Raw genomic sequence first — 25,164 nt, 5'->3', positions numbered from 1 at the left:
TGCAGGAATTCCTTCATTCAGTGAGTGGGCTGGCCGTAGTCGCGGGCGCCGAACAGGGCGGTGCCGATGCGTACCCAGGTGGCGCCTTCGGCGATGGCGGCCTCCAGGTCATGGCTCATGCCCATGGACAGGGTGTCGAGGTTCAGCGCCAGGTCGTCGCGCAACTGGCGCAGGCGAGCGAAGGCGGCGTGTTGCGCGGCGATATCATCGGTGGCTTCGGGAATCGCCATCAGCCCGCGCAACCTGAGGTTGGGCAGGGCGCTGATGGCCCTGGCCAGCTCCGGCAGTTCCTCGGGGCTGCAGCCGGATTTGCTGGCCTCGAGGCTGACGTTGACCTGCAGGCAGATGTTCAGCGCGGGCAGGTGCGCCGGGCGCTGGTCGGACAGGCGTTGGGCGATTTTCAGGCGATCCACCGAATGTACCCAGTCGAAATGCTCGGCGATGGGCCGGGTCTTGTTCGACTGAATGGGGCCGATGAAGTGCCAGATCAAGGGCAGGTCGCTCAAAGCGGCCTGTTTTTCCAGGGCTTCCTGCAGGTAGTTCTCGCCAAAATCGCGCAGGCCGGCGGCATGGGCCTCGCGAACGGCGTCCGCGGGCTTGGTCTTGCTCACCGCCAGCAGGCCGATATCCTGCAAATTGCGCTGCGAGGCTTGCGCCGCCTCACGGATGCGCGCACCGACCTTTGCAATATTCTCTGCTATCGTGGACATTACTTGCGCTCTATCAGCCCTGCCGTTCGAGAGGGTGTCTACACGTCGCTGTGCCCGGCCATGCCGCGCTGGAATCAGCCGAAAAATGCTCATGTACGGCTCGTACGTGCCACTTTTCGCCTGATTGCCTCCCGCCTGACCGCTGCGCGCTGCCGTGTGAACACCGTCCAATGGGTCGCGGCATTCTACCTGCTTGCTTGTAATTGGGGAGTCCCATGGATATCACTGAGCTGCTTGCCTTCAGCGCCAAGCAAGGCGCGTCGGATTTGCACCTCTCGGCCGGTCTGCCGCCGATGATCCGCGTAGACGGCGATGTTCGCCGCATCAACCTGCCGCCGCTGGATCACAAGCAGGTGCATGCGCTGATCTACGACATCATGAATGACAAGCAGCGCAAGGATTTCGAAGAGTTCCTCGAGACCGACTTCTCCTTCGAAGTACCTGGCGTCGCGCGTTTCCGGGTCAACGCCTTCAACCAGAACCGTGGCGCCGGTGCGGTGTTCCGTACCATTCCGTCCAAGGTCCTGACCATGGAAGACCTCGGCATGGGCGACGTGTTCCGCAAGATCACCGACGTGCCGCGCGGCCTGGTGCTGGTCACCGGCCCGACCGGTTCGGGCAAGTCGACCACCCTGGCGGCGATGCTCGACTACCTCAACAGCAACAAGTATCACCACATCCTCACCATCGAAGACCCGATCGAATTCGTTCACGAGTCGAAGAAGTGCCTGGTCAACCAGCGCGAGGTGCACCGCGATACCCACGGCTTCTCCGAAGCCCTGCGCTCGGCACTGCGGGAAGACCCGGACATCATCCTGGTCGGTGAGATGCGTGACCTGGAGACCATCCGCCTGGCGCTGACCGCCGCGGAAACCGGTCACCTGGTCTTCGGCACCCTGCACACCACCTCCGCCGCCAAGACCATCGACCGGGTGGTCGACGTGTTCCCGGCCGAGGAGAAGTCGATGGTTCGCTCGATGCTCTCCGAATCGCTGCAGGCGGTGATCTCGCAGACCCTGCTGAAGAAGATCGGCGGTGGTCGTGTGGCCGCTCACGAAATCATGATCGGTACGCCGGCCATCCGTAACCTGATCCGTGAGGACAAGGTCGCGCAGATGTACTCGGCGATCCAGACCGGTGGTGCGCTGGGCATGCAGACCCTCGATGCCTGCCTCAAGACCCTGGTCAGCAAGGGGTTGGTCAGCCGCGACAGTGCGCGGGAAAAGGCCAAGACCCCGGAAAACTTCTAAACCGTTCGGCCGGCGCGTGTGGAGCACGCCCGCATGCGCCGCTGAGTGCCGAACAGTGCGTGTGGATTTGCGAGAGCGACGATGGAATTCGAAAAACTGCTGCGCCTGATGGTCGAAAAAGGTGGTTCCGACCTGTTCATCACTGCCGGTGTGCCGCCGTCGATGAAGGTCAACGGCAAGATCATGCCCGTGACCAAGAACCCCATGTCGCCGGAGCAGACTCGCGAAACCGTGCTCGGCGTGATGAACGAGGCGCAGCGCCGCGATTTCGCCGAAAACCACGAGTGCAACTTCGCCATCAGCGCGCGCGGCATCGGTCGTTTCCGCGTCAGTGCCTTCTACCAGCGCAACCTGGTGGGCATGGTGCTGCGTCGCATCGAGACCAACATCCCCACCATCGATGACCTCAAGCTGCCGGAAATCCTCAAGAAGCTGGCGCTGACCAAGCGCGGCCTGGTGCTGTTCGTCGGTGCGACCGGTACCGGTAAGTCCACCTCGCTGGCGGCGATGATCGGCTACCGCAACAAGAACAGCAGCGGCCACATCATCTCCATCGAAGACCCGATCGAGTACATCCACCAGCACCAGAACTGCATCGTCACCCAGCGCGAGGTCGGCATCGACACCGAGTCCTTCGAGGTGGCGCTGAAGAACACCCTGCGTCAGGCGCCGGACGTGATCCTCATCGGTGAGGTGCGCACCCGCGAGACCATGGACCACGCCGTGGCATTCGCCGAGACCGGCCACCTGTGCCTGGCGACCCTGCACGCCAACAACGCCAACCAGGCGCTGGACCGCATCATCAACTTCTTCCCGGCGGACCGGCAGAACCAGGTGTGGATGGACCTGTCGCTCAACCTCAAGGCCATCGTCGCCCAGCAGCTGGTGCCGACTCCGGATGGCAAGGGCCGCCGTGCGGTGATCGAGGTGCTGATCAACACCCCGCTGGCTGCCGACCTGATCCGCAAGGGTGAGGTGCACGAGCTCAAGGGCCTGATGAAGCGCTCCACCGAGCAGGGCATGCAGACCTTCGACCAGGCGCTGTACAACCTCTACACCCAGGGCGAGATCACCTACGAGGATGCCTTGCTCTACGCCGACTCGGCGAACGACCTGCGCCTGATGATCAAGCTCGGTTCGGAGACCGATGGCGACCACCTCACCAGCATGGCCAAGGGCCTGGAGCTGGAGGTCAGCGAGGAAGATCCGGGGCGTCGCTTCCGCTGATGCCTGAGAGGGGACGCAAGGCGTCCCCTTCGTTCATCCGGGCAATGCGTTTGCCCTTCCTGCCGGCCAGCACCCGTGCCTGGCCATCGCGCTGGGCACCGGCGCGCGCCTCGCTCATCAATTGCGGGATCAGTGGGCCTTCCGGCAGGTTCTTCCAGAACCTCAGCGGCAAGTGCTGCTGCATGGCCGTGCGATTGAGCCGCGCCGGGTTGAAGGTGCTGCCGTAATAGGCGCGCCACAGCGCCTGACCACTGTCATCGGGTTGCTGTGCCCAATCCTGCCACTGGGCCGGACAGTGCCGTTCGTGCTGCAGGCGTTGGCCATCCCAGTACACGCCGTCGCGCGGTGTCGTGATCAGCCAGCTGTGCTTGCCCAGGCGTTCGGCGAAATGGCCGCTGGCCGCGGCGAGGATGTCGTGAGCGGGCTCGAACCAGGCGACGAAGTCTGGCGCAGCGGGGGCCACGCATGGCTGGAAGCGCACGAAGGCATGCAGGTGATGGGCCTCGCGGCGCACGGCCTTGAGGCGACGGTGCAGCTCGCTGCCGTCGGGGTCGCCGGCCAGCACGGCGCTGCGCTCACCCTGGACGAAGCGCCAGAGCACGCGGTAGAGCAGGCTCCAGCGCTCATCGCCGCGATACTGCGCGGCGCTCTCCAGCAGTTCCAGCAGCTCGGGCGATACGCGCAGACGTCCGCTGGGTTCCTGCGTCCGCTCGGCAGGCTGGTCGAACAGGCCGGGGGCCGCCTCGTCGTCCTGCCATTGCAGCTGATGCGGCGCCAGGCCTTGCAGCAGGGCACGGCGCGCCACCTGGCGCCAGGTGGCGAAGGTGCCGTCGAAGCGCAGGCAGTGCATCACCACAGCGCCATCTGCGCCGGGGTATCGCGCAGTTGCTGGCGCAGCACCACGGACTCGTGTTCGCCACGCGGTGGCCGGTAGTCCTGGGTGACGATGAACGGCTTGGCCTTCTCCAGCACGCAGCGCAGGCGGGTCAGGTCTTCGAAGCGGATGCGTCGTTCCCGCCTCAGCGCCCCCAGGCGGCGTGCACTCAGCACGCCGATACCCGGAACGCGGGCGATCAGGGTTTCGTCGGCGCGGTTGAGGTCGACGGGAAACTGCTCGCGGTTGGCCAGTGCCCAGGCCAGCTTGGGGTCGATGTCCAGCGCCAGGTTGCCGGGGCCGTCGAGCAGCTCGGTGGCGCTGAAGCCGTAGCCGCGCATGAGGAAGTCGGCCTGGTACAGGCGGTGTTCGCGCAGCAGTGGCGGGGCTTCGAACGGCACGCTCCTGGGGCTCTGCGGAATCGGGCTGAAGGCCGAGTAGTAGACGCGGCGCAGGCGGTAGTCCTGGTACAGGCTCTGGGCGTTGTGCAGGATGGTGCTGTCGTCGGTGGCATCGGCGCCGACGATCATCTGCGTGCTCTGCCCGGCCGGGGCGAAGCGCGGCGCCCGCCGTTCTTCCCGTGCTTCGCGTTCGCCCTGGTGGATGTTGTGCATGGCCTGGTGAATGCTGCCGACATTCTTCTCCGGGGCCAGGCGGACCAGGCTGGTCTCGGTGGGTAGCTCGATGTTGACGCTGAGGCGGTCGGCATACAGGCCGGCCTCGGCGATCAGCTCCGGCGCGGCGTCGGGAATGGTCTTGAGGTGGATGTAGCCACGGAACTGGTGCTGTTCGCGCAGCAGCCTGGCGACGCGGATCAGCTGTTCCATGGTGTAGTCGGCCGAGCGGATGATGCCGGAGCTGAGGAACAGGCCGCTGATGCAGTTGCGCTTGTAGAAGTCGAGGGTCAGGGTGACCACTTCCTCGGGGGTGAAGCGCGCACGTGGCACGTCGCTGGAGCGGCGATTGATGCAGTACTGGCAGTCGTACAGGCAGAAATTGGTCAGCAGGACCTTGAGCAGCGCCACGCAGCGGCCATCCGGCGTGTAGCTGTGGCAGATGCCCATGCCGTTGGTCGAGCCGATGCCGTCCTTGCCCCTGGAACTGCGCTTGGGTGCGCCGCTGCTGGCGCAGGAGGCGTCGTACTTGGCGGCGTCGGCGAGGATGGTGAGTTTTTCGATCAGTTGCATGGCGGGCGATATCGATACTGTTTGTTTATACAGTATATGGGCGCCGTACAGCTATCAAGCAGTTCGTCCTGTTGCCTTGTCGTGGCAGGCATGCAACCTTCGCCTGGCGCGCAGCGTCTGAATCGTATCTCGCACAAGGAGTTCGTCATGCAACGACAGGACACGCATAGCAAGCTGATCGGCTACCTGCTGTGGATCTTCGGTTTCCTCGGTTCGCACCGTTTCTACTACGGCAAGCCGGTCACCGGCACCATCTGGTTCTTCACCCTCGGCCTGTTCTTCATCGGCTGGATCATCGACCTGTTCCTGATCCCCTCGATGGACCGCGAGGCCGACCTGCGCTTTACCGCCGGCGACACCGACTACAACGTGGCCTGGATCCTGCTGACCTTCCTTGGTGTGTTCGGCGTGCATCGCATGTACCAGGGCAAGTGGATCACCGGGATCATCTACCTGTTCACCGGCGGTCTGTTCCTGATCGGCGTGCTCTACGATTTCTGGACGCTGAACACGCAGGTCTCGCTGAAGAACGCGCAGCGCGCTTGAGCGGCAGAGGCCGGCGCTATGCGCGGTCTGCTCCCTCTCAAGCAAACGTCAGATGGGAGACAGTTCCGTAGCCCGGATGCAATCCGGGGAAATGAAAAGGGCATCCTGTGGGATGCCCTTTTTTCGTGACTCGGCGGGATCAGTCGTCGCTGTCGTCGTCGTCCCCGCCGTCGACCTTCATGCCCAGCTCCTTGATCTTGCGGGTCAGGGTGTTGCGACCCCAGCCCAGCAGCAGTGCGGCATCCCGACGGCGGCCGGCGGTGTGCTTGAGGGCTGTCTCGATCATGATGCGCTCGAAGGCCGGTACCGCGGTGTCGAGCAGGTTGGACTGGCCACGGGCCAGGGCCTGGTCGGCCCACAGGCGCAGCGCCTGCTCCCAGTTGGTGACGGGCGCGGCATCCTGCGGTTGGGTCAGCAGCTCCGGAGGCAGGTCGTCGACATGCACCTCACGGCCCGAGGCCATCACCGTGATCCAGCGGCAGGTGTTCTCCAGCTGGCGCACGTTGCCCGGCCAGGGCAGGTGCTTGAGGTAGTCCTCGGTTTCGCTCTTGAGCAGCTTGGGCTCCACTGCCAGTTCCTGCGCGGCGCGGGCGAGGAAGTGGTTGGCCAGGGTCGGGATGTCCTCGCGGCGGTCGGCCAGACGCGGGATGTGGATGCGAATGACGTTGAGGCGGTGGAACAGGTCTTCACGGAACTTGCCGGCCTGCACCAGGGTTTCCAGGTTCTGGTGGGTGGCGGCGATGATGCGCACGTCCACCTTCACAGGGGTGTGGCCGCCGACGCGGTAGAACTCGCCATCGGCCAGTACGCGCAACAGGCGCGTCTGGGTGTCGGCCGGCATGTCGCCGATCTCGTCGAGGAACAGGGTGCCGCCGTCGGCCTGCTCGAAGCGTCCGCGGCGCTGGTTGGCCGCGCCGGTGAAGGCGCCTTTCTCGTGGCCGAACAGCTCGGACTCCATCAGGTCCTTGGGGATCGCCGCCATGTTCAGGGCGATGAAGGGCGCTGCGGCGCGCGGGCTGTGGCGGTGCAGGGCATGTGCCACCAGCTCCTTGCCGGTCCCGGACTCGCCGTTGATCAGCACGGTGATGTTGGAGTGGGACAGCCGGCCAATGGCGCGAAACACCTCCTGCATCGCCGGCGCCTCGCCGATGATCTCGGGCGTGCGTGCCTGGGCGGCAGGGGCGGCCAGGCTCTGCTGCTCCTGGGCATGCTGGAAGGCGCGCTTGACCAGCGACACGGCCTCGTCGACGTCGAACGGCTTGGGCAGGTACTCGAAGGCGCCGCCCTGGTAGCTGGCCACTGCGCTGTCCAGGTCGGAGTGCGCGGTCATGATGATCACCGGCAGGCGCGGATACAGCTCGCGGATGCGCGCCAGCAGGTCGAGGCCACTGGCGCCGGGCATGCGGATGTCGGAGATGATCACGTCCGGCTGCTGGCGGGTCAGGCGGGCGAGGACACCGTCGGCACTGTCGAAACTCTGGGTGGTCATGCCTTCCTGTTGCAGGGCCTTTTCCAGTACCCAGCGGATGGAACGATCGTCGTCGACAATCCAGACGGTTTCACTGCGGCTCATGGCGTGGGCGCTCCTTGTTCCAGCGGCAGGAAGATCGAGAATACGGTGTGGCCGGGATAGCTCTCGCATTCGATCAGGCCTTGATGCTGGCTGATGATGTTCTGGGTGATGGCCAGGCCCAGGCCGGTGCCGTCGGCACGGCCACTGACCATGGGATAGAAGATGGTTTCCTGCAGCTCCGGCGGGATGCCGGGGCCGTTGTCGATGATCTCCACCTTGACCACCAGGCGGTGGCGGGTGTGGCCGATGGTGAACTGGCGCAGGGTGCGGGTGCGCAGGCTGATGCGCCCAAGTCTCATGTCGTGCTTCTGCCCGGCGATCGCCTGCATGGCGTTGCGCACGATGTTGAGCACGGCCTGGATCATCTGCTCACGATCGATGAGCAGGTCGGGAATGCTCGGGTCGTAGTCGCGCACCAGGGTGATGCCGCCCTGGCTTTCCGCCTCGATCAGGTTGGCGACGCGCTCCAGCACCTCATGCACGTTGGTCATCGCCAGCGACGGCAGCTTGTTCGAGCCGAGCATGCGGTCGACCAGGTTACGCAGGCGGTCGGCCTCCTCGATGATGACGTTGGTGTAGTCCTTGAGGTCTTCGTTGGGCAGTTCGCGCGAGAGCAACTGAGCCGCGCCGCGAATGCCGCCGAGCGGGTTCTTGATCTCGTGAGCCAGGCCGCGTACCAGCAGCTTGGTGGTCTCCTGCTTGGACAGCTGCGCCTCTTCCTTGGTGATGCGCAACAGGCGGTCGCGTGGGTGCACCTCCAGCAGCAGCAGGGTTTCGCCCTTGCTGAACAGCGGGGTCACCGCGTAGTCCACGGTCAGCGTCTGGCCGGTGACCGAGGTCAGCACGGCTTCGCGCTTGTTGAACGGATGCGCCTGTTCCACCGCCTGGCGCAGCGAAGTCAGCGCTTCAGGCGATTCGGTGAACAGGTCGCTGATGAACTGACCATGGCTGCGCTGGCCGCTGACGGCCAGGAGCATTTCCGCCGCCGGGTTCATGTACTCAAGGCACAGCTGGCTGTTGAGCAACAGGGTGGCGGTGGTCAGGTTGTCGAGTAGCAGGCGGTGCAGTGCGTCGTTGATGGTCATAGGCAGCGCGTTCCGGCAATGGGCAGGAAAATGCAAGAAGCAAACCAAGGCCCCGAAAAGACGCATTTTTTGTGCGGTCTGCCAGGTTTTGGTTGTGTGGCGGCGCGGCTGGGCGGGGAAAAACGACCCAAAACAGGGAGAGTTTAGGAGGTGGTGCGTCAGTGCGCACCATAAAGGTGCGCTCTGTCAGAAGAAGGGCAGGATGCTCACGTCTTCCTTGGGTTTGTCCTTGAGCGGGCACTCGGGACGTACGCCGTAGTCGTTCTTCTTGCAGGGGTTGACCTTGCGCTTCTGCGCCAGGCTCATCCGGTGCATGTGGAACGGCTGTGGCGGTGTGCGCTCGACGATGAGCCCGGCGGCGTCGATGATTTCCGCGGCCAGCTGATGGGTGCCTCGGTCGACGTGCTGCAGCGAGAATACCGGGCTGCGGCTCGCCTCGCCCTGCAGCTCGCCATCGAGCAGCAGTCGATAGCTGTGCCCTGGCAGCAGGCCGGGTTCGCTGGTGAGGGTGACGATCATGTCGCCGGAGCCGTTGTGAATCGAGGCGTCGGGCTCGGGGACGAGGATGCGCAGGACCTGGTAGTGCATGACCGGTTTGCTCACGGCGGGCGCCGGGGCCATGCGCACGGTCGGTGCCGGCGCGTTGAGCTGCGCGCTGTTGGACGGGGCGAGGATCACCCGTTCGGCGCTGCTGCTGCGCGGCTTGTCCGTGAACACGCGGTTACCCTCGGCGTCGATGTAGGTGTACACCTGGGCCAGGGTGGTCTGGGTCATGAGCAGCAGGCCGAGCAACAGCGTACGCATGGTGATGGGGTGCTTCACGGCGCGCCACGAGCCGGGCTGTTGACGCTGATGCGCTGCACGGTGAAGGTCTCCGTCGCGCTCTGCTGGACGATGCGATCGCCGGCCATCACCGCGACGGCCAGGCTGTGCTCGCCACGGTCGACGTTGGTCAGTTGCAGGCTCGGGACATTGCTCGCCTGGCCGTAGGGCTCGCCGTCCAGAATCAGGCGCAGGCGGTGGCCGGCTTGCAGGCGTGGCTGGATGTTCACGCTGACGATGAAGGTGCCGTTGTTGGCGCGCATCGCCTCTTCGTCAGGAATGCCCTGCAGGCTCAGCGCGGAGTAGGGCGCTGTGCTCTGGCTGGTGTCGCTGTCGTGCTTCTGGTCGGCCGGGACGTTCGGCGTCTTCATGTCGACCGTGTTGGTGCGCGGCAGGGTGACGCTCTCGCTGGGCGTGCCTTCCGGTGGCTGATTGGTGAACACCGTGTTGCCGTTGGCGTCGGTGTATTTGTAGATCTGCGCGCTGGCCGGCAGGGCCAGGGCGAGCAACAGGCAGGCGAGTAACGGGCGCATGGGCCGATCCTTCCGCGGATGATGCGCTAAGCCTTGCACTGCTGAGGATTCCTGGCAAGCGCAGGGCGTCGTGGCTGTGATGCCCGGCCCTAAATCAGCTGCACCGCGTCTGCCCCTTAAATGAAAAAAGCCCCGCCTGGCAGGGCCGGGCGGGGCTTTCGAACGCGCCGCCCGAAGGCGGCGCGGCACTGGCTTAGACGCTGTAGTACAGGTCGTATTCCAGCGGGTGTACGAAGGTACGTACCTTGATTTCTTCTTCGCTCTTCAGCTCGATGTAGGCATCGATGAAGTCGTCGGAGAACACGCCGCCCTTGGTCAGGAACGCGCGGCCCTTGTCCAGCTCTTCCAGGGCTTCTTTCAGGCTGCCGCAAACCTGCGGGATCAGCTTGCCTTCTTCCGGCGGCAGATCGTAGAGGTTCTTGTCAGCGGCATCGCCCGGGTGGATCTTGTTCTGGATACCGTCCAGACCGGCCATCAGCAGAGCGGCGAAGGCCAGGTACGGGTTGGCAGCCGGGTCCGGGAAGCGCGCTTCGATGCGGCGGGCTTTCGGGCTGGCGACGTACGGGATACGGATCGAGGCGGAGCGGTTGCGAGCCGAGTAGGCCAGCATGACCGGTGCTTCGAAGCCCGGAACCAGACGCTTGTAGGAGTTGGTCGACGGGTTGGTGAAGCCGTTCAGGGCCTTACCGTGCTTGATGATGCCGCCGATGAAGTACAGGGCGGTCTCGGACAGACCGGCATAGCCTTCACCGGAGAAGGTGTTCTTGCCGTCTTTGGAGATCGACATGTGCACGTGCATGCCCGAGCCGTTGTCGCCGTACAGCGGCTTCGGCATGAAGGTGGCGGTCTTGCCGTAGGCGTCGGCCACGTTGTGCACGCAGTACTTCAGGGTCTGAACTTCGTCAGCCTTGTTGACCAGGGTGTTGAACTTCACGCCGATTTCGTTCTGACCGGCAGTGGCCACTTCGTGGTGGTGCACTTCGACGACCAGGCCCATCTCTTCCATGGCGTTGCACATGGCGGTACGGATTTCGTGGTCGTGGTCGCACGGCGGAACCGGGAAGTAACCGCCCTTGACGGCCGGGCGGTGCCCCTTGTTGCCGCCTTCGACGTCGCCGTCGGTCATCCAGGAACCTTGCTCGGAGTAGATCTTGAACATCGAGCCGGAGATGTCGGACTTGAACTTGACTTCATCGAAGATGAAGAACTCGGGCTCCGGGCCGACGAATACGGTGTCGCCGATGCCGGTGGACTTCAGGAACTCTTCGGCGCGCTTGGCGATGGAACGCGGGTCGCGGTCATAGCCCTGCATGGTGCTCGGCTCGATGATGTCGCAGACCAGGATCAGGGTCGGTTCTTCGGTGAACGGATCCAGTACGGCGGTCTCGTCGACCGGCATCAGGATCATGTCGGAGGCTTCGATGCCTTTCCAGCCATGGATGGACGAGCCGTCGAACATCTTGCCGTGCTCGAAGAAATCTTCGTCCAGGGCGTCACGGGCCGGCATGGTCACGTGGTGCTGCTTGCCCTTGGTGTCGGTGAAGCGCAGGTCTACCCACTTCACGTCGTGTTCTTTGATCAGTTGAACAGCCTTAGACATGTTGTCCTCCAGGTGGAAAAGGCTCCTATCTATGAGCCTCGAATGTACGGTGAAGCCCGGCGGGATAGTCCGTCAGGGCGACCTGCCTCACAAGGGAGCAAATTGCATGCCAGTGCCCTGTATTGGGCAGAAGCCTGGAAACTCAGGCATGACGCCGGCTGCGCGGATTTTCCCTGGGGATATTTGCACTGATATGGGGCTGTAAATTATGGCAATGCCCGCTTTTGGTGCGCGCAGTGTTCGTTGCAGTATTTTTGGTCAAAGCTTGAGCAATTTCCGCTATAATCCGCGCCCCTGTTTTTTCGTCGCCTCGAGCGGGCGCCTTATCCATGAAACTGATCGTCAAAGTTTTCCCTGAAATCACCATCAAGAGTCGCCCGGTGCGCAAGCAGTTCATCCGCCAGTTGGGGAAGAACATCCGTGCCGTGCTGCGCGACCTCGACCCCGCACTGCGGGTGACCGGTGTGTGGGACAACCTGGAGGTCGAGACCGACCTGGACGATCCGCGCCTGCTCGCCGAGATGACCGAACGCCTGCGCAACACGCCGGGCATCGGTCTGTTCCTCGAAGTCAACGAGTACCCGCTGGGTGACCTCGACGAGATCACCGAGCACTGCAAGCGCCACTACGCCGACCAGCTGCCGGGCAAGATCTTCGCCGTGCGTTGCAAGCGCGGCGGCAAGCATGCGTTCAGCTCCATCGATGTCGAACGCCATGTCGGCAGCCGACTGCGTCAGGAGTGCGCTGCTGCCGGTATCGACCTGAAGAAGCCGGAAGTCGAAGTGCGCATGGAGATCCGCGACCAGCGCCTGTTCGTGGTGCACCATCGTCACGAAGGCCTGGGCGGCTATCCGCTGGGCTCGCTGGAGCAGACCCTGGTGCTGATGAGTGGCGGCTTCGACTCCACCGTGGCGGCTTATCAGATGATGCGCCGCGGCCTGGTCAGCCACTTCTGCTTCTTCAATCTCGGCGGTCGTGCCCATGAGCTGGGCGTGATGGAGGTTGCGCACTATATCTGGCAGAAGTTCGGTCGCTCGCAGCGCGTGCTGTTCATCAGCGTGCCGTTCGAAGAGGTGGTCGGCGAGATTCTCTCCAAGGTCGACAACAGCCAGATGGGCGTGATCCTCAAGCGCATGATGCTGCGTGCCGCGACCCGCGTGGCCGAGCGCCTGGATATCGAGGCGCTGGTGACCGGCGAGGCGATCAGTCAGGTGTCCAGCCAGACGCTGACCAACCTGGCGGTGATCGACTCGGCCACCGACATGCTGGTGATGCGCCCGCTGATCGCCAGCCACAAGCAGGACATCATCGATACCGCCACGCAGATCGGCACCGCCGAGTTCGCCAAGAACATGCCCGAGTACTGCGGGGTGATCTCGGTCAACCCGACCACCAAGGCGCGTGGTTACCGCGTGGAGAAGGAAGAAGCGCAGTTCGACATGGCCATTCTCGAGCGTGCCCTGGAGCGTGCGACCCAGCTGCCGATCGATCGGGTGATCGACGAGCTGGGCAAGGATGTGCAGGTCGAGACCGTTTTCGAGGCGCTGGCCGGACAGATCGTCATCGACATCCGCCATCCCGATGCCGCCGAAGACGAGCCGCTCGAGGTGCCCGGCGTCGAAGTGCAGGCGCTGCCCTTCTATGCGCTGAACAACAAATTCAAGGAACTGGATGAGAATCGCCAGTACCTGCTGTATTGCGACAAGGGCGTGATGAGTCGCCTGCATGCCCACCACCTGCTGAGCGAGGGGCATGCCAATGTGCGCGTGTACAGGCCCTTCGGGCAGCCGCAAGCTGCAAGCCACCAGCCGCAAGACGGGCGCGTGCAGTCACCATGAAAGGACATATCAGACGCAGTGCGCGGCGCCGCAGGCATCCTCCCGACTGCGACACCTGAATCCGTCATGTTTTTAGGCTTTTCTTTGGCTTTATCTTGCAGCTTGCCGCTTGCGGCTCGCGGCTCTCTTTCTAGGAAAAAACAGTGATCGAAAATCTGCGCAACATCGCCATCATCGCCCACGTTGACCATGGCAAAACCACCCTCGTCGACAAACTGCTGCGTCTGTCCGGCACCCTCGACCGCAAAGAAGCGGAAAACGAGCGCGTGATGGACTCCAACGACCAGGAGAAAGAGCGCGGCATCACCATTCTGGCGAAGAACACCGCACTGAAGTGGGGCGACTACAACATCAACATCGTCGACACCCCCGGACACGCCGACTTCGGCGGTGAAGTGGAGCGCGTGATGAGCATGGTCGACTCCGTGCTGCTGGTGGTCGACGCCCAGGACGGCCCGATGCCGCAGACCCGCTTCGTGACCCAGAAGGCGTTCAAGGCCGGCCTGCGTCCGATCGTCGTGGTCAACAAGATCGACCGTCCGGGCGCGCGTCCTGACTGGGTCATCGACCAGATCTTCGACCTGTTCGACAACCTCGGCGCCACCGACGAGCAGCTGGACTTCCCCATCGTCTACGCCTCGGCCCTGAACGGCATCGCCGGCATGGATCACGAGAACATGGACGACAACATGGACGCCCTGTTCCAGGCCATCGTCGACCACGTGCCGGCACCGGTCGTCGATGCCACCGGCCCGTTCCAGATGCAGATCTCCCAGCTGGACTACAACAGCTTCCTCGGCGTGATCGGTATCGGCCGCATCGCCCGCGGCACCGTCAAGGCCAACAGCCCGGTGACCGCCATCGGCGCCGACGGCAAGAAGCGCAACGGCCGCATCCTGAAGATCATGGGTCACTCCGGTCTGCAGCGCGTCGAAGTGCAGGAAGCCACCGCGGGCGACATCGTCTGCGTATCGGGCATGGACGAGCTGTTCATCTCCGACACCCTGTGCGACCAGAACAACGTCGAGGCCCTGCCGCCGCTGACCGTCGACCAGCCGACCGTGAGCATGACCTTCCAGGTCAACGACTCGCCATTCGCCGGCAAGGAAGGCAAGTTCGTCACCAGCCGCAACATCAAGGACCGTCTGGACAAGGAGCTGCTGCACAACGTGGCGCTGCGTGTCGAGCCGGGCGAGACTCCTGAAAAGTTCAAGGTCTCCGGCCGTGGCGAGCTGCACCTGTCGGTACTGATCGAAACCATGCGCCGTGAAGGCTTCGAACTGGCCGTTGGCCGTCCGGAAGTGGTGATCATCGAGAACGAGGCCGGCGACAAGCAGGAGCCGTACGAGAACGTCACCATCGACATCGAAGAGCAGCATCAGGGTTCGGTGATGGAGCAGATGGGCCTGCGCAAGGGCGATCTGACCAACATGATCCCCGACGGCAAGGGTCGTATCCGCCTGGAGTACACCATCCCGGCACGTGGCCTGATCGGCTTCCGTAACAACTTCCTGACCCTGACCTCGGGCAGCGGCATCCTGACCTCGACCTTCAGCCACTATGGCGCGATCAAGGCCGGTGAAGTGTCCAACCGCCAGAACGGTGTACTGGTCTCCATGGCCACCGGCACCGCGCTGACCTACTCGCTGGAAACCCTGCAGGCGCGCGGCAAGCTGTTCCTCGAGCCGGGCCAGGAAATCTACGAGGGCCAGCTGGCCGGTATCAACAGCCGTGACAACGACCTGGTGATCAACCCCACCAAGGGCAAGAAGCTCGACAACATGCGCGCTTCCGGCAAGGACGAAGTCATCGCTCTGGTGCCGCCGATCAAGTTCACCCTCGAGCAGGCGCTGGAATTCATCGCCGACGACGAGCTGGTGGAAGTGACGCCGAAGTCGATCCGTCTGCGCAAGAAGTACCTGAACGAGAACGACCGCAAGCGCTTCGAACGCGCCAAGGTCTGAGTCTCCCCAGGCTGAAATGAGAAGCCCCGCCAGAGCGATCTGGCGGGGTTTTTCATTGTGTGGTGCCCATCGGGCATCGCGCCCCGTGCGGCAAAAGAAAACCCCGGCCTCCATGCGGAGCCGGGGTTTTGCGTATCTGCCTCAGCCGCGCTGCGGTCGACAGGCCAGCAGCCCGTAGGCCGTCAGTCCGATCAACAGCAGCAGGCTGAGCGTCATCACTCGCCCGCCACCTGGCGCAGCGACTGTGCCGGGGTGTCGCCGAGGTTGTTGAGCATGCGCTCGCTGTACCAGTCGATGAAGTTGATCACGCCGAACTCGTAGGTCTTCGAGTAGGGGCCGGGCTGGTAGGCGGTGGAGTTGATGCCGCGCTGGTTTTCCTCGGCCAGGCGACGGTCCTGGTCGTTGGTGGCGTCCCATACCTGGCGCAGGCGGGCGACATCATAGTCGACGCCTTCCACGGCATCCTTGTGCACCAGCCACTTGGTGGTGACCATGGTTTCCTGGGCGCTGATCGGCCACACGGTGAAGACGATCATGTGATCGCCCATGCAGTGGTTCCACGAATGCGGCAGGTGCAGGATGCGCATCGAGCCGAGGTCCGGGTCGGTGATGCGGCCCATCAGCTTCCTGCAGCCCTGCTTGCCATCCATGGTCATGGATACGGTGCCCTTGAGCAGCGGCATGCGCACGATGCGGTTGCGCAGGCCGAAGCTGGCGTGAGCGTAGGGGATGTTGTCCTTGTCCCAGCGGGTGGTGCACTCGGCGACCTGATCCTTGAACGCCTGGCTGGCGCGCGGATCGGTGACGTCGTCCCACTCCAGCAGGGTGTTGAGCAGTTCGGGGTGCGAGCCGTTGCAGTGGTAGCACTCGCGGTTGTTCTCGAGCACCAGCTTCCAGTTGGCCTTCTCCATCAGGGTGGTCTGCACGGCCACCTTGGTGTTCTCCATGTCGTAGGGTTCCATGTAGTGCGTCAGGGTCGCGAGGAACTCGTCGATGGCTGGCGGGTTTTCCGCCAGGGAGATGAAGATGTAGCCGCCGGCGGTCTTGCAGGCGACCGGCTTGAGGCTGTAGTCGGCAAGGTTGAAGCCTTCGCCCATCTCGGTGCCGGCGAACAGCAGGCGGCCGTCCAGTTCGTAGGTCCACTGGTGGTAGGGGCAGACCAGCTTGGCGACCTTGCCCTTGTCGCTGACGCACAGGCGCGAGCCGCGATGGCGGCAGACGTTGTGGAAGGCGTGCACCTGGCCGTCGTTGCCGCGCAGGACGATGACCGGGTTGTCGCCGATCTGCAGGGTGAGGAAGTTGCCCTTGGTCGGGATTTCGCTGGTCATGCCGGCGATCAGCCATTCCTTGTGGAAGATCTCCTGCATGTCGACCTGGAACAGGCGCTCGTCGTTGTAGAAGGGCTGCGGCAGCGAGAAGCTGTGGTCGCGCTCGTTGAGCATCTGTGCGGTCGCCTTGCGGACGGGCTCCAGCGGGTCGCCCAGGCTCAGGTTTTGGGTGCAGTCCATGATGACTCCTCATTGGCGGGTGCCTGGCACCTGCCGGAAATAGTGGCTGTTACGGTATGTGCCGCAAGGTGTCGAGCGGTCGCTGCTGCCTGCTAAGGGCACGCATGCTTGGTGAGGCGGAGTGTGGATCCGGCCCGCGCTGAATCCTTATCCATGGGCGACATGGCCGGATGCGTTTCCGACGCGCCAAGCCCCGTGCAATGGGGCAGGTCGCGATAAGCATGCGGATGTCGCTGGTGGATAAATGACGTCCGCCAGCCTTTCGCACAATCCGCTGCAATTAGGCCGATGTCCGGCCGTGTGGAGAGTCGTTCATGACCGCCAACGCCTTCCTCAATCCGGTGACTACCCAGACCTGGACCAATGGCCGCCACGTGGTGCGCTGCGTCAAGGTCATTCAGGAAACCTGGGATGTGCGCACCTTCTGCTTCATGGCCGATCAGCCGGTGCTGTTCTTCTTCAAACCCGGGCAGTTCGTCACCCTGGAACTGGAGATCGAGGGGCAGCCGATCATGCGCTCCTATACCATCTCCAGCTCGCCGTCGGTGCCCTACAGCTTCTCCATCACCATCAAGCGGGTGCCGGGCGGCCGGGTTTCCAACTGGCTGCACGACAACCTCAAGGAAGGCGACGAGGTGCCGGTGCACGGCCCGGTGGGGCTGTTCAACGCCATCGACTTCCCGGCGGACAAGGTGCTGTTCCTGTCCGGTGGGGTCGGCATCACTCCGGTGATGTCGATGGCGCGCTGGTTCTACGACACCAACGCCAATGTCGACATGGTGTTCGTGCACAGCGCGCGCTCGCCGAAGGACATCATCTACCAGCGCGAGCTGGAGCACATGGCCGCGCGCATCAACAACTTCAGCCTGCATGTGATTTGCGAGAAGCATGGCCTGGGCGAGTCCTGGGCGGGCTATCGCGGCTACCTGAACAAGGCGATGCTGGAGCTGATGGCGCCGGACTACCTGGAGCGGGAAATCTTCTGCTGCGGCCCGACCCCCTACATGGGGGCGGTCAAGCGCCTGCTGGAGGCGGCGGGCTACGACATGAGCCGTTACCACGAGGAGGCGTTCGGGCCGACGCCGCCGGAGATTCGTGCCGAGGTCAAGGAGCTGGCCGCCGAGGCGGCCGACGCGCCGGAAGTGCCGGTCGGCGAGCTCAATCAGGTGGAGTTCTCCAGTACCGGCAAGAGCATCCGGGTGGCGCCGGGGGAAACCGTGCATGCGGCGGCGGCCAAGCTCGGCCTGCACATTCCCAAGGCCTGCGGCATGGGGATCTGCGGCACCTGCAAGGTCATGAAGACCTCGGGCGAGGTGGAGATGGAGCACAATGGCGGCATCACCGACGAAGACGTCGCCGAGGGCTACATCCTGTCCTGCTGCAGCGTGCCGAAGGGCGACGTGGCGATCGATTACTGACGCAGCTGCCGGCGGCATGGCGCATCGGGTTTCAGTGGCTCTGCGTCATGGTGTCTGCGGTGGGCTGCAACGCCACTCATGCGTGCCCTCCAGGCGTTCGGCATCCCTCACCGACCAGTTGCCGGCGCTACCGACCAAGCAGAAGCGCTTGTAGAACCACGCTCGTCGACGCTTCTGATCGCCAGCCTGTAGCAGAACCTCATAGATGCCCGGCTCAAGCGCACGAGGTGGGACCCTGGTCTCGAAGGAGGCAACAGGCTGGCCATACTCGATGCAGGTGTCGGGGCGTAGCTGCACGGTGGAACTCGTGGTGCCGGGTGGCAGGCTGGCTTCCCATGCCTGCGCTGACGGTCGATTGACCTGTACTGCATACAGCTCCACCTGATTCTGGTCGAGGCGAGCGTTGCGAGAAAAGAAGCCAGGCACTTCATAGGTTTCACTGGCTCCGATGCACAGCGCCTCGTCACGTATCCAGGCACGTGCGTCACCATCATGGTGTCGAGACATCGCATAGCCGTCACACACGCAGACGAGGGCCAGGATCGGCAGTAAAACGCTACGGAAGCAGTTTGCGGTCATTTGGATTGCTCAGAAAATCGCCGAGAACGTTCTTGTAAGCGTCTATGCTGGGCACTCGCCTGCCACTGGCACTCCTCGTGGCGTTGTTGGTCGACCAGCAATAGTAGTCGGCGATGATGTCGCCCTGTTGCTCCATGTTGAAGTCCTGCAGCTTGTCGCCAGGCTTAAGTTCGTACTGGTAGGGATCGCCAAGAAGCCCCCAAAGCGTGCCGGGGTGCAGCAGCAGGCCATGTAGTCTGACCCAATACCCGAGTTGGTATTGCCATACATGCACCATCTCATGCATGAACCAGTGTTGATCATTGGGGAGAAGGGAGAAGTCTTCCTTGTAGTAATCCGGATTGAAGTACATCTCACCATTTGGGGTCATCGCCGTATTGTCCGGTTGTAGACCGAACGGCAGATATTCTTCGCTGTGGATTTTTATCTTGGTGTAGTCAACCGAGTCTTTGAACAGGCTTTGCGCCATGGCGAGTTCGCCACTGGTCAGCATTCTGAACCTGTCGCTCTTGTTCACCGGTATAGGCGCTGTTTTCGTTCCGGCGTTTTGCGTTGTTTGCACTCCACTCAACGGGATCGATATACCGCTTGCCTGAGTCTGTACATGGCGGCCGCAGCAGTTCGATGCGGCCGTCGGTGGCAGCAGCTCTACGTTGGTGATAGCCATCTGCGTGAAGGTCCGTATTGCCTGGGTCGTGCCGGATGTATCTGTAATTCCTTTCTGAATTGAGCCATCTGCCAGGGTTACCCTGTACGGCAAGCACGAATACGCCTGCCCGTTGCTAGCCAAGAGTTGTAGCTGGCAACTGAAGGCGCTCGGCAGGGAGGTAGGTGCGGTGAAAGGGGCAGACGCGTGCTGGTTCCCGACTACTACATCTCCCGAGCCGGTAATGATGCTGCCGCCGTGACTGGTAGAGCTGCCGAGAAAGGCGATCGGTAATCCATTGACCAGAATACTGCTCATGCCTTCGGCCACGGTATCGCCGCAAGCACTGTTATCGCCTATTCGTAGTGTTGGTAGGCCATTGATCAGAACATCGGGGGAGCCGGTGACGGTTGGGTTGACGGCGTGTCCCGGCAGGGGGCAAGCATCTTGGTCACTTTGGCGAGCTGCGGGTTTGGACATGTCTTTGCTTCCTGCAATGGTATCCGACAGGCCTGGATCCGGCGGCCTGTGTCTTTGGTGTCTTTACATGGTTGATAGTTCCCCGAGTGATCGGTCTCATTCCATGACGTGTGTCGCTATTCGAGGGAATAGTCGAGGCTTAGGTGACGCAGCAACCATCCCGGGTCAGGCCGCTCGGCTGCATGGAAGGGCGCGTTGCGCCGCTGCCATGCTCAGCCAGGGCAGATTGCTCAGGCACCCATCACTTCGCGGATATCGGCGGCCAGCTGGCGCACGCGGGCTTCGTCGGTATCCCAGCTGCACATGAAGCGTGCGCCGCCGGCGCCGATGAAGGTGTAGAAGCGCCAGCCGCGGGCGGTCAGGGCGGCGATGGCGGGTTCCGACAGCTGCAGGAACACACCGTTGGCCTCCACCGGGAACATCAGGCTGACGCCCGGTACGTCGGCGACCAGCGTGGCCAGCAGTTGCGCGCAGTGGTTGGCGTGGTTGGCGTACTTCAGCCAGGCGTCGTCCTGCAGGATGCCGACCCAGGGAGCCGACAGGTAGCGCATCTTCGAGGCCAGTTGGCCAGCCTGCTTGCAGCGGTAGTCGAAGTCCTCGGCGAGGGCCTTGTCGAAGAAGATGATGGCTTCGCCCACGGCCATGCCGTTCTTGGTGCCGCCGAAGCACAGCACATCGATGCCGGCCTTCCAGGTCAGCTCCGCCGGGCTGCAGCCGAGGAAGGCGCAGGCGTTGGAGAAGCGGGCACCGTCCATGTGCAGGTGCAGGCCGAGTTCCTCGCAGGTCTGGCTGATGGCGCGGACCTCTTCGGGACGGTAAACGGTGCCGACCTCGGTGGCCTGGGTGAGGGTCACCACGCGCGGTTTCGGGTAGTGGATGTCCTGGCGCTTGAGTGCCACGTCGCGAATCGCCTGCGGGGTCAGCTTGCCGTTGTCGGTCCGGGCCAGCAGCAGCTTGGAGCCGTTGGAGAAGAACTCCGGTGCGCCGCATTCGTCGGTCTCGACGTGCGCGGTCTCCGAGCAGATCACGCTGTGGTAGCTCTGGCACAGCGAGGCCAGGGCCAGGGAGTTGGCCGCTGTGCCGTTGAAGGCGAAGAACACCTCGCAGTCGGTCTCGAACAGACGGCGGAAGTGATCGGCGGCGCGCGCCGTCCACTCGTCATCGCCGTAGGCGCGCTGGTGGCCCAGGTTGGCTTCGGCCATGGCTGCCCAGGCTTCGGGACAGATGCCGGAATAGTTGTCGCTGGCGAATTGCTGGGCATTGTCGGGCATTGGCGCGTTCCTTCTGAGTCGCAGCCGGCGAGGGTGCCGGCAAAGCCACCACTTTACTCCGTGGCTGGTGGGATGGACGTCCGTGGCGGCGACGACTTGTTGTGTCGATGCGTACTGCCGGGTCGGATCCTGAATGACCGTTCGCCGCAGGGAGGGAACTCGTGTCGGCGGATGGTGTTCCCACTACAGAGGGCGGCATCTGGCCCGTCTTCCGCAATCAAGAGAAGGAGTTTCATATGACCTATCGTCACCTGCTCGCCATCGCGCTGCCACTGGTCGTGGCCGTACCCGCCTCCGCCGCCGAGTGGTCCGACAATGCCAAGACCGAGTTCGTTCAGCAGTGTATCGCTGGCGCTCCGGCAGGCTACGAGGAGCCACAGCTGAGGGCGTATTGCGACTGCGCCGCGACCAAGGTCAGTCAGGAATTCAGCGAGGCCGAGCTGCAAGCCATGAGCCGTCAGTCGCCGCCTGATCAGGCCATGCAGCAGCGTCTGGTGAATGCATCCAGCAGCTGCAGCGGCAAGCTCAAGCCTTGAGTCGCATTGAGCAAATAGCACACGCTTGCGCCGGAGCCGCATCGGCTCTGGCCTGGCGCCGGTTTTCCACAGACAGCCCACAGCACTGCTCACAGTATTTGTGCACAAGCAGATGCTATCTTATTGATCCTGCTCGATTTTTACTCTCGCCTCGGTAAGCCCCGTCAGTACTGGCCTGGGCCGTTAACCGAACAGTCTATGCACAGCTTCATCCACATATTCTGTGCATATCCCCAGCGTTCCTCCCCTTGTCGTCCCGGTCGCAGGTGGACAACTCCGTCCGCGCGCAGCCCTGGGTGGATATCGATCAGTTCAGCGTACGTCAGGCCCAGCGAGGCCCCTGGCCTGGTATGGACAGCTTTTCCACAGCCTGCTCCACCGCTTCTGTGTATGTCTCTGGTTATTAACTTATTGATATTGCTCGGGAAATGACCTGATTCCGGGAGCCCGCGTGGCATCGGCCCTGCGCCCGCTTGTGCACCGCTTATCCACCGAACGATCCCCGTTTTCTGTGCGCAAGAGGCGCCGCCCGGGTGGCGCTTCCGTTTGCGACAGAGGCATGTCGCAAACGAATGCTCTCGCGGCGTTGGCAGGCATTTGAGGGGGCAGGGCCGGCCCTACCATCGCTGCAAATGGGCCTGCCGGCCCGCCCGACCAAGACCGCCGCCAGCAGGCGCGCAGGAGAATCGAGATGTTCAGCAAGCAGGACCAGATCCAGGGTTACGACGACGCGTTGCTCGCCGCCATCAATCAGGAAGAGCGCCGTCAGGAAGAGCATATCGAGCTGATCGCCTCGGAGAACTACTGCAGCCAGCGTGTCATGGAAGCTCAGGGCAGCGGCCTGACCAACAAGTACGCCGAAGGCTATCCGGGCAAGCGCTACTACGGTGGCTGCGAGTACGTCGACAAGGTCGAGCAGCTCGCCATCGACCGTGCCAAGGAACTGTTCGGCGCCGATTACGCCAACGTCCAGCCGCACTCCGGTTCCTCGGCCAACAGCGCCGTCTACCTGGCACTGCTCAACGCCGGTGACACCATCCTGGGCATGAGCCTGGCCCATGGCGGTCACCTGACCCACGGCGCCAAGGTGTCGTCCTCGGGCAAGCTGTACAACGCGGTGCAGTACGGCCTGAACCCGGCCACCGGCCTGATCGACTACGACGAGGTCGAGCGCCTGGCCGTGGAGCACAAGCCGAAGATCATCGTGGCCGGCTTCTCCGCCTACTCCAAGACCCTCGACTTCCCGCGCTTTCGCGCCATCGCCGACAAGGTGGGTGCCCTGCTGTTCGTCGACATGGCCCACGTCGCCGGCCTGGTGGCCGCCGGCCTGTACCCGAATCCGATTCCGTTCGCCGACGTGGTCACCACCACCACGCACAAGACCCTGCGCGGCCCGCGTGGCGGCCTGATCCTGGCCAAGGCCAACGAAGAGATCGAGAAGAAGCTCAACTCCGCCGTGTTCCCCGGTGCCCAGGGTGGCCCGCTGATGCACGTCATCGCGGCCAAGGCGGTGTGCTTCAAGGAAGCCATGGAGCCGAGCTTCAAGGCCTACCAGCAGCAGGTGATCGACAACGCCCAGGCCATGGCCGAAGTGTTCGTCGAGCGTGGCTACGAGGTGGTCTCCGGCGGTACCGACAACCACCTGTTCCTGCTCAGCCTGATCAAGCAGGGGCTGACCGGCAAGGAGGCCGATGCGGCCCTGGGTCGTGCCGGCATCACCGTGAACAAGAACGCCGTGCCGAACGACCCGCAGTCGCCGTTCGTCACTTCCGGCATCCGTATCGGCACGCCGGCGGTGACCACCCGTGGCTTCAAGGTCGCGCAGTGCCAGGCGCTGGCGGGCTGGATCTGCGACATCCTCGACCACCTCGGCGATGCCGACGTCGAGGCGCAGGTCGCCAAGCAGGTGGCCGCACTGTGCGCGGATTATCCGGTGTATCGGTAATTCGCAGGGTGGAAGGCGCTGTTTCCTTCCGCCCGCTATCGGTGGATCGATGAGGCGCGATCCACTTCAAGTGACCCTCTCCCCCGGCCCCTCTCCCGCAAGCGCGAGAGGGGAGTAAAAACTGGAGCATGCCCATGCAACGTTATTCCGGCTTCGGCCTGTTCAAGCACTCGTTCAGCCACCATGAGAACTGGCAGCGCATGTGGCGCAATCCGACGCCCAAGCCGGTGTACGACGTGGTCATCGTCGGCGGTGGCGGTCATGGCCTGGCCACCGCCTACTACCTGGCCAAGGAGTTTGGCGTGAAGAACGTCGCGGTGGTCGAGAAAGGCTGGCTCGGTGGCGGCAACACCGCGCGCAACACCACCATCGTGCGCTCCAACTACCTGTGGGACGAATCCGCGCATCTCTACGAGCATGCGATGAAACTGTGGGAAGGCCTGTCCCAGGACCTGAACTACAACGTCATGTTCTCCCAGCGCGGCGTCTACAACCTGTGCCATACCCTGCAGGACATGCGTGATGCCGAGCGTCGCGTCAGTGCCAACCGCCTCAATGGCGTGGATGGCGAGCTGCTCGACGCCAGGCAGGTCGAGGCGGAGATTCCCTACCTGGACTGCAGCAAGAACACCCGCTACCCGATCATGGGCTCCACCGTGCAGCGTCGCGGCGGCGTTGCTCGTCATGATGCCGTGGCCTGGGGCTATGCCCGTGCGGCCGATGCGGCCGGTGTCGACCTGATCCAGAACACCGAGGTGATCGGTTTCCGCAAGCAGAACGGCGCTGTGATCGGCGTGGAGACCAACAAGGGCTTCATCGGCGCCAAGCGTGTCGGCGTGGTCACTGCCGGTAACTCCGGGCACATGGCCGGGCTTGCCGGTTTCCGCCTGCCGCTGGAATCCCACCCGCTGCAGGCGCTGGTATCCGAGCCGATCAAGCCGATCATCGACAGCGTGATCATGTCCAACGCCGTGCACGGCTACATCAGCCAGTCGGACAAGGGCGACCTGGTCATCGGTGCCGGTATCGACGGCTACAACGGTTATGGTCAGCGTGGCTCCTACCCGACCATCGAACACACCCTGCAGGCCATCGTCGAGATGTTCCCGGTGCTTTCGCGGGTGCGCATGAACCGCCAGTGGGGCGGCATCGTGGACACCTGCCCGGACGCCTGCCCGATCATCTCCAAGACGCCGGTGGACAACCTGTTCTTCAACTGCGGCTGGGGTACCGGTGGCTTCAAGGCCACGCCGGGCTCGGGCCACGTGTTCGCCGCCAGCCTGGCCAAGGGTGAGATGCACCCGCTGGCCAAGCCGTTCTCCATCGATCGTTTCCACACCGGTGCACTGATCGACGAGCACGGCGCGGCTGCCGTGGCTCACTAAAACGCGCGTAGCGCAAAACCGATGACCCTCTCCCGCTCGCGGAAGAGGGTGGCCCGAAGGGCCGGGAGAGGGTGGCGCGGCCAACACCGCACGCCCTCTCCCCCGACCCCTCGCCCACGGGTGGGCGAGGGGAGACCAGATAAACCCCGTCGGCATCTGCGAGCGGGGAGCGTTTCAGGAGGCCACC

At 63.4% G+C, this 25,164-nt stretch carries 22 protein-coding genes; 9 read left to right on the top strand and 13 right to left on the bottom strand.

The window, feature by feature from the left end:
• Nucleotides 1–17: 17 nt before the first annotated feature.
• Nucleotides 18–710: a YggS family pyridoxal phosphate-dependent enzyme gene (locus tag FIV02_RS22190; protein WP_134676426.1), complete on the bottom strand. Its 693-nt coding sequence runs from the start codon at nucleotides 708–710 to the stop codon at nucleotides 18–20.
• A gap of 215 nt (nucleotides 711–925) precedes the next feature.
• On the opposite strand from FIV02_RS22190, the gene FIV02_RS22185 reads away from it, so the two are divergent.
• Together FIV02_RS22185 and FIV02_RS22180 are read left to right on the top strand one after the other, a co-directional pair.
• Entirely contained in the window at nucleotides 926–1,960 is a 1,035-nt protein-coding gene (locus FIV02_RS22185) for a type IV pilus twitching motility protein PilT (RefSeq protein ID WP_037056538.1), read from the top strand.
• Nucleotides 1,961–2,041: 81 nt separating this feature from the next.
• The gene (locus tag FIV02_RS22180; protein ID WP_037056536.1) at nucleotides 2,042–3,187 is read left to right on the top strand and encodes a PilT/PilU family type 4a pilus ATPase; all 1,146 of its coding nucleotides are present in this window, start codon (nucleotides 2,042–2,044) and stop codon (nucleotides 3,185–3,187) included.
• On the opposite strand, the gene FIV02_RS22175 is transcribed toward FIV02_RS22180, so the two are convergent.
• Both FIV02_RS22175 and FIV02_RS22170 read right to left on the bottom strand, forming a co-directional pair.
• Nucleotides 3,153–4,037 carry a TIGR03915 family putative DNA repair protein gene (locus FIV02_RS22175; protein WP_152489805.1) on the bottom strand — a complete coding sequence of 295 codons (885 nt, stop codon included), beginning with the start codon at nucleotides 4,035–4,037 and terminating at the stop codon, nucleotides 3,153–3,155. The genes FIV02_RS22180 and FIV02_RS22175 overlap by 35 nt on opposite strands.
• Nucleotides 4,037–5,248 carry a putative DNA modification/repair radical SAM protein gene (locus FIV02_RS22170; RefSeq protein WP_037056531.1) on the bottom strand — a complete coding sequence of 404 codons (1,212 nt, stop codon included), beginning with the start codon at nucleotides 5,246–5,248 and terminating at the stop codon, nucleotides 4,037–4,039. The genes FIV02_RS22175 and FIV02_RS22170 overlap by 1 nt, the downstream gene beginning before the upstream one ends.
• Nucleotides 5,249–5,395: 147 nt before the next feature.
• Here FIV02_RS22170 and FIV02_RS22165 point away from each other — a divergent pair, with 147 nt between their 5' ends.
• Nucleotides 5,396–5,794: a TM2 domain-containing protein gene (locus FIV02_RS22165; RefSeq protein WP_037056528.1), complete on the top strand. Its 399-nt coding sequence runs from the start codon at nucleotides 5,396–5,398 to the stop codon at nucleotides 5,792–5,794.
• Nucleotides 5,795–5,933: 139 nt separating this feature from the next.
• On the opposite strand, the gene ntrC is transcribed toward FIV02_RS22165, so the two are convergent.
• From ntrC to FIV02_RS22135, 6 genes are all read right to left on the bottom strand, one after another.
• Nucleotides 5,934–7,367 carry a nitrogen regulation protein NR(I) gene (ntrC, locus tag FIV02_RS22160; RefSeq protein ID WP_037056525.1) on the bottom strand — a complete coding sequence of 478 codons (1,434 nt, stop codon included), beginning with the start codon at nucleotides 7,365–7,367 and terminating at the stop codon, nucleotides 5,934–5,936.
• Nucleotides 7,364–8,452, bottom strand: coding sequence for a nitrogen regulation protein NR(II) (gene glnL, locus FIV02_RS22155; protein WP_152489804.1), 1,089 nt, complete (start codon nucleotides 8,450–8,452; stop codon nucleotides 7,364–7,366). The genes ntrC and glnL overlap by 4 nt, the downstream gene beginning before the upstream one ends.
• Nucleotides 8,453–8,638: 186 nt before the next feature.
• Nucleotides 8,639–9,256 (bottom strand): DUF4124 domain-containing protein, encoded by a 618-nt coding sequence (locus tag FIV02_RS22150; protein WP_152490153.1) that lies wholly within the window; start codon nucleotides 9,254–9,256, stop codon nucleotides 8,639–8,641.
• Nucleotides 9,257–9,270: 14 nt separating this feature from the next.
• On the bottom strand, nucleotides 9,271–9,807 hold the full coding sequence (locus tag FIV02_RS22145; protein ID WP_152489803.1) for a DUF4124 domain-containing protein: 537 nt from the start codon (nucleotides 9,805–9,807) through the stop codon (nucleotides 9,271–9,273).
• A 193-nt stretch (nucleotides 9,808–10,000) separates the two neighbouring features.
• A complete protein-coding gene (glnA, locus tag FIV02_RS22140) occupies nucleotides 10,001–11,407 on the bottom strand; it encodes a glutamate--ammonia ligase (RefSeq protein ID WP_037056518.1) in 1,407 nt (468 codons plus the stop codon).
• A 142-nt stretch (nucleotides 11,408–11,549) separates the two neighbouring features.
• Nucleotides 11,550–11,738, bottom strand: a complete 189-nt coding sequence (locus FIV02_RS22135; protein WP_152489802.1) for a hypothetical protein — start codon at nucleotides 11,736–11,738, stop codon at nucleotides 11,550–11,552.
• Between FIV02_RS22135 and thiI the strand changes: the two genes are divergently transcribed.
• Both thiI and typA read left to right on the top strand, forming a co-directional pair.
• Entirely contained in the window at nucleotides 11,737–13,245 is a 1,509-nt protein-coding gene (gene thiI, locus FIV02_RS22130) for a tRNA uracil 4-sulfurtransferase ThiI (RefSeq protein WP_152489801.1), read from the top strand. The two genes, FIV02_RS22135 and thiI, sit on opposite strands and share 2 nt — an antisense overlap.
• 143 nt (nucleotides 13,246–13,388) lie before the next feature.
• Nucleotides 13,389–15,209: a translational GTPase TypA gene (gene typA / locus FIV02_RS22125; protein ID WP_047585814.1), complete on the top strand. Its 1,821-nt coding sequence runs from the start codon at nucleotides 13,389–13,391 to the stop codon at nucleotides 15,207–15,209.
• Nucleotides 15,210–15,424: 215 nt separating this feature from the next.
• Here typA and gbcA read toward each other — a convergent pair whose 3' ends face one another.
• Nucleotides 15,425–16,717: a glycine-betaine demethylase subunit GbcA gene (gene gbcA / locus FIV02_RS22120; protein WP_152489800.1), complete on the bottom strand. Its 1,293-nt coding sequence runs from the start codon at nucleotides 16,715–16,717 to the stop codon at nucleotides 15,425–15,427.
• 314 nt (nucleotides 16,718–17,031) lie between these two features.
• On the opposite strand from gbcA, the gene gbcB reads away from it, so the two are divergent.
• Nucleotides 17,032–18,135 carry a glycine-betaine demethylase subunit GbcB gene (gbcB, locus tag FIV02_RS22110; protein ID WP_152489799.1) on the top strand — a complete coding sequence of 368 codons (1,104 nt, stop codon included), beginning with the start codon at nucleotides 17,032–17,034 and terminating at the stop codon, nucleotides 18,133–18,135.
• A gap of 45 nt (nucleotides 18,136–18,180) precedes the next feature.
• On the opposite strand, the gene FIV02_RS22105 is transcribed toward gbcB, so the two are convergent.
• From FIV02_RS22105 to FIV02_RS22095, 3 genes are all read right to left on the bottom strand, one after another.
• Entirely contained in the window at nucleotides 18,181–18,714 is a 534-nt protein-coding gene (locus tag FIV02_RS22105; RefSeq protein ID WP_256663020.1) for a hypothetical protein, read from the bottom strand.
• Nucleotides 18,692–19,840, bottom strand: a complete 1,149-nt coding sequence (locus tag FIV02_RS22100) for a PAAR domain-containing protein (RefSeq protein ID WP_152489798.1) — start codon at nucleotides 19,838–19,840, stop codon at nucleotides 18,692–18,694. The genes FIV02_RS22105 and FIV02_RS22100 overlap by 23 nt, the downstream gene beginning before the upstream one ends.
• Before the next feature lie 230 nt (nucleotides 19,841–20,070).
• The gene (locus FIV02_RS22095) at nucleotides 20,071–21,111 is read right to left on the bottom strand and encodes a low specificity L-threonine aldolase (RefSeq protein WP_152489797.1); all 1,041 of its coding nucleotides are present in this window, start codon (nucleotides 21,109–21,111) and stop codon (nucleotides 20,071–20,073) included.
• Between the two features lie 236 nt (nucleotides 21,112–21,347).
• Here FIV02_RS22095 and FIV02_RS22090 point away from each other — a divergent pair, with 236 nt between their 5' ends.
• The 3 genes from FIV02_RS22090 (at nucleotide 21,348) to FIV02_RS22080 (ending at nucleotide 24,977) form a co-directional block, all read left to right on the top strand.
• A complete protein-coding gene (locus tag FIV02_RS22090) occupies nucleotides 21,348–21,647 on the top strand; it encodes a hypothetical protein (RefSeq protein WP_037056501.1) in 300 nt (99 codons plus the stop codon).
• Between the two features lie 691 nt (nucleotides 21,648–22,338).
• On the top strand, nucleotides 22,339–23,592 hold the full coding sequence (gene glyA, locus FIV02_RS22085; protein WP_134676433.1) for a serine hydroxymethyltransferase: 1,254 nt from the start codon (nucleotides 22,339–22,341) through the stop codon (nucleotides 23,590–23,592).
• A gap of 134 nt (nucleotides 23,593–23,726) precedes the next feature.
• On the top strand, nucleotides 23,727–24,977 hold the full coding sequence (locus FIV02_RS22080) for a sarcosine oxidase subunit beta family protein (protein WP_037056274.1): 1,251 nt from the start codon (nucleotides 23,727–23,729) through the stop codon (nucleotides 24,975–24,977).
• Nucleotides 24,978–25,164 lie beyond the last annotated feature (187 nt).

Origin of the sequence: Pseudomonas sp. THAF187a (genome assembly GCF_009363395.1) — a bacterium.
In the GTDB taxonomy this organism is placed as follows: Bacteria; Pseudomonadota; Gammaproteobacteria; order Pseudomonadales; family Pseudomonadaceae; genus Aquipseudomonas; species Aquipseudomonas khazarica.
Note: the sequence above shows the minus strand (reverse complement) of the source record. Positions and strands in the feature narration are given on the sequence as shown.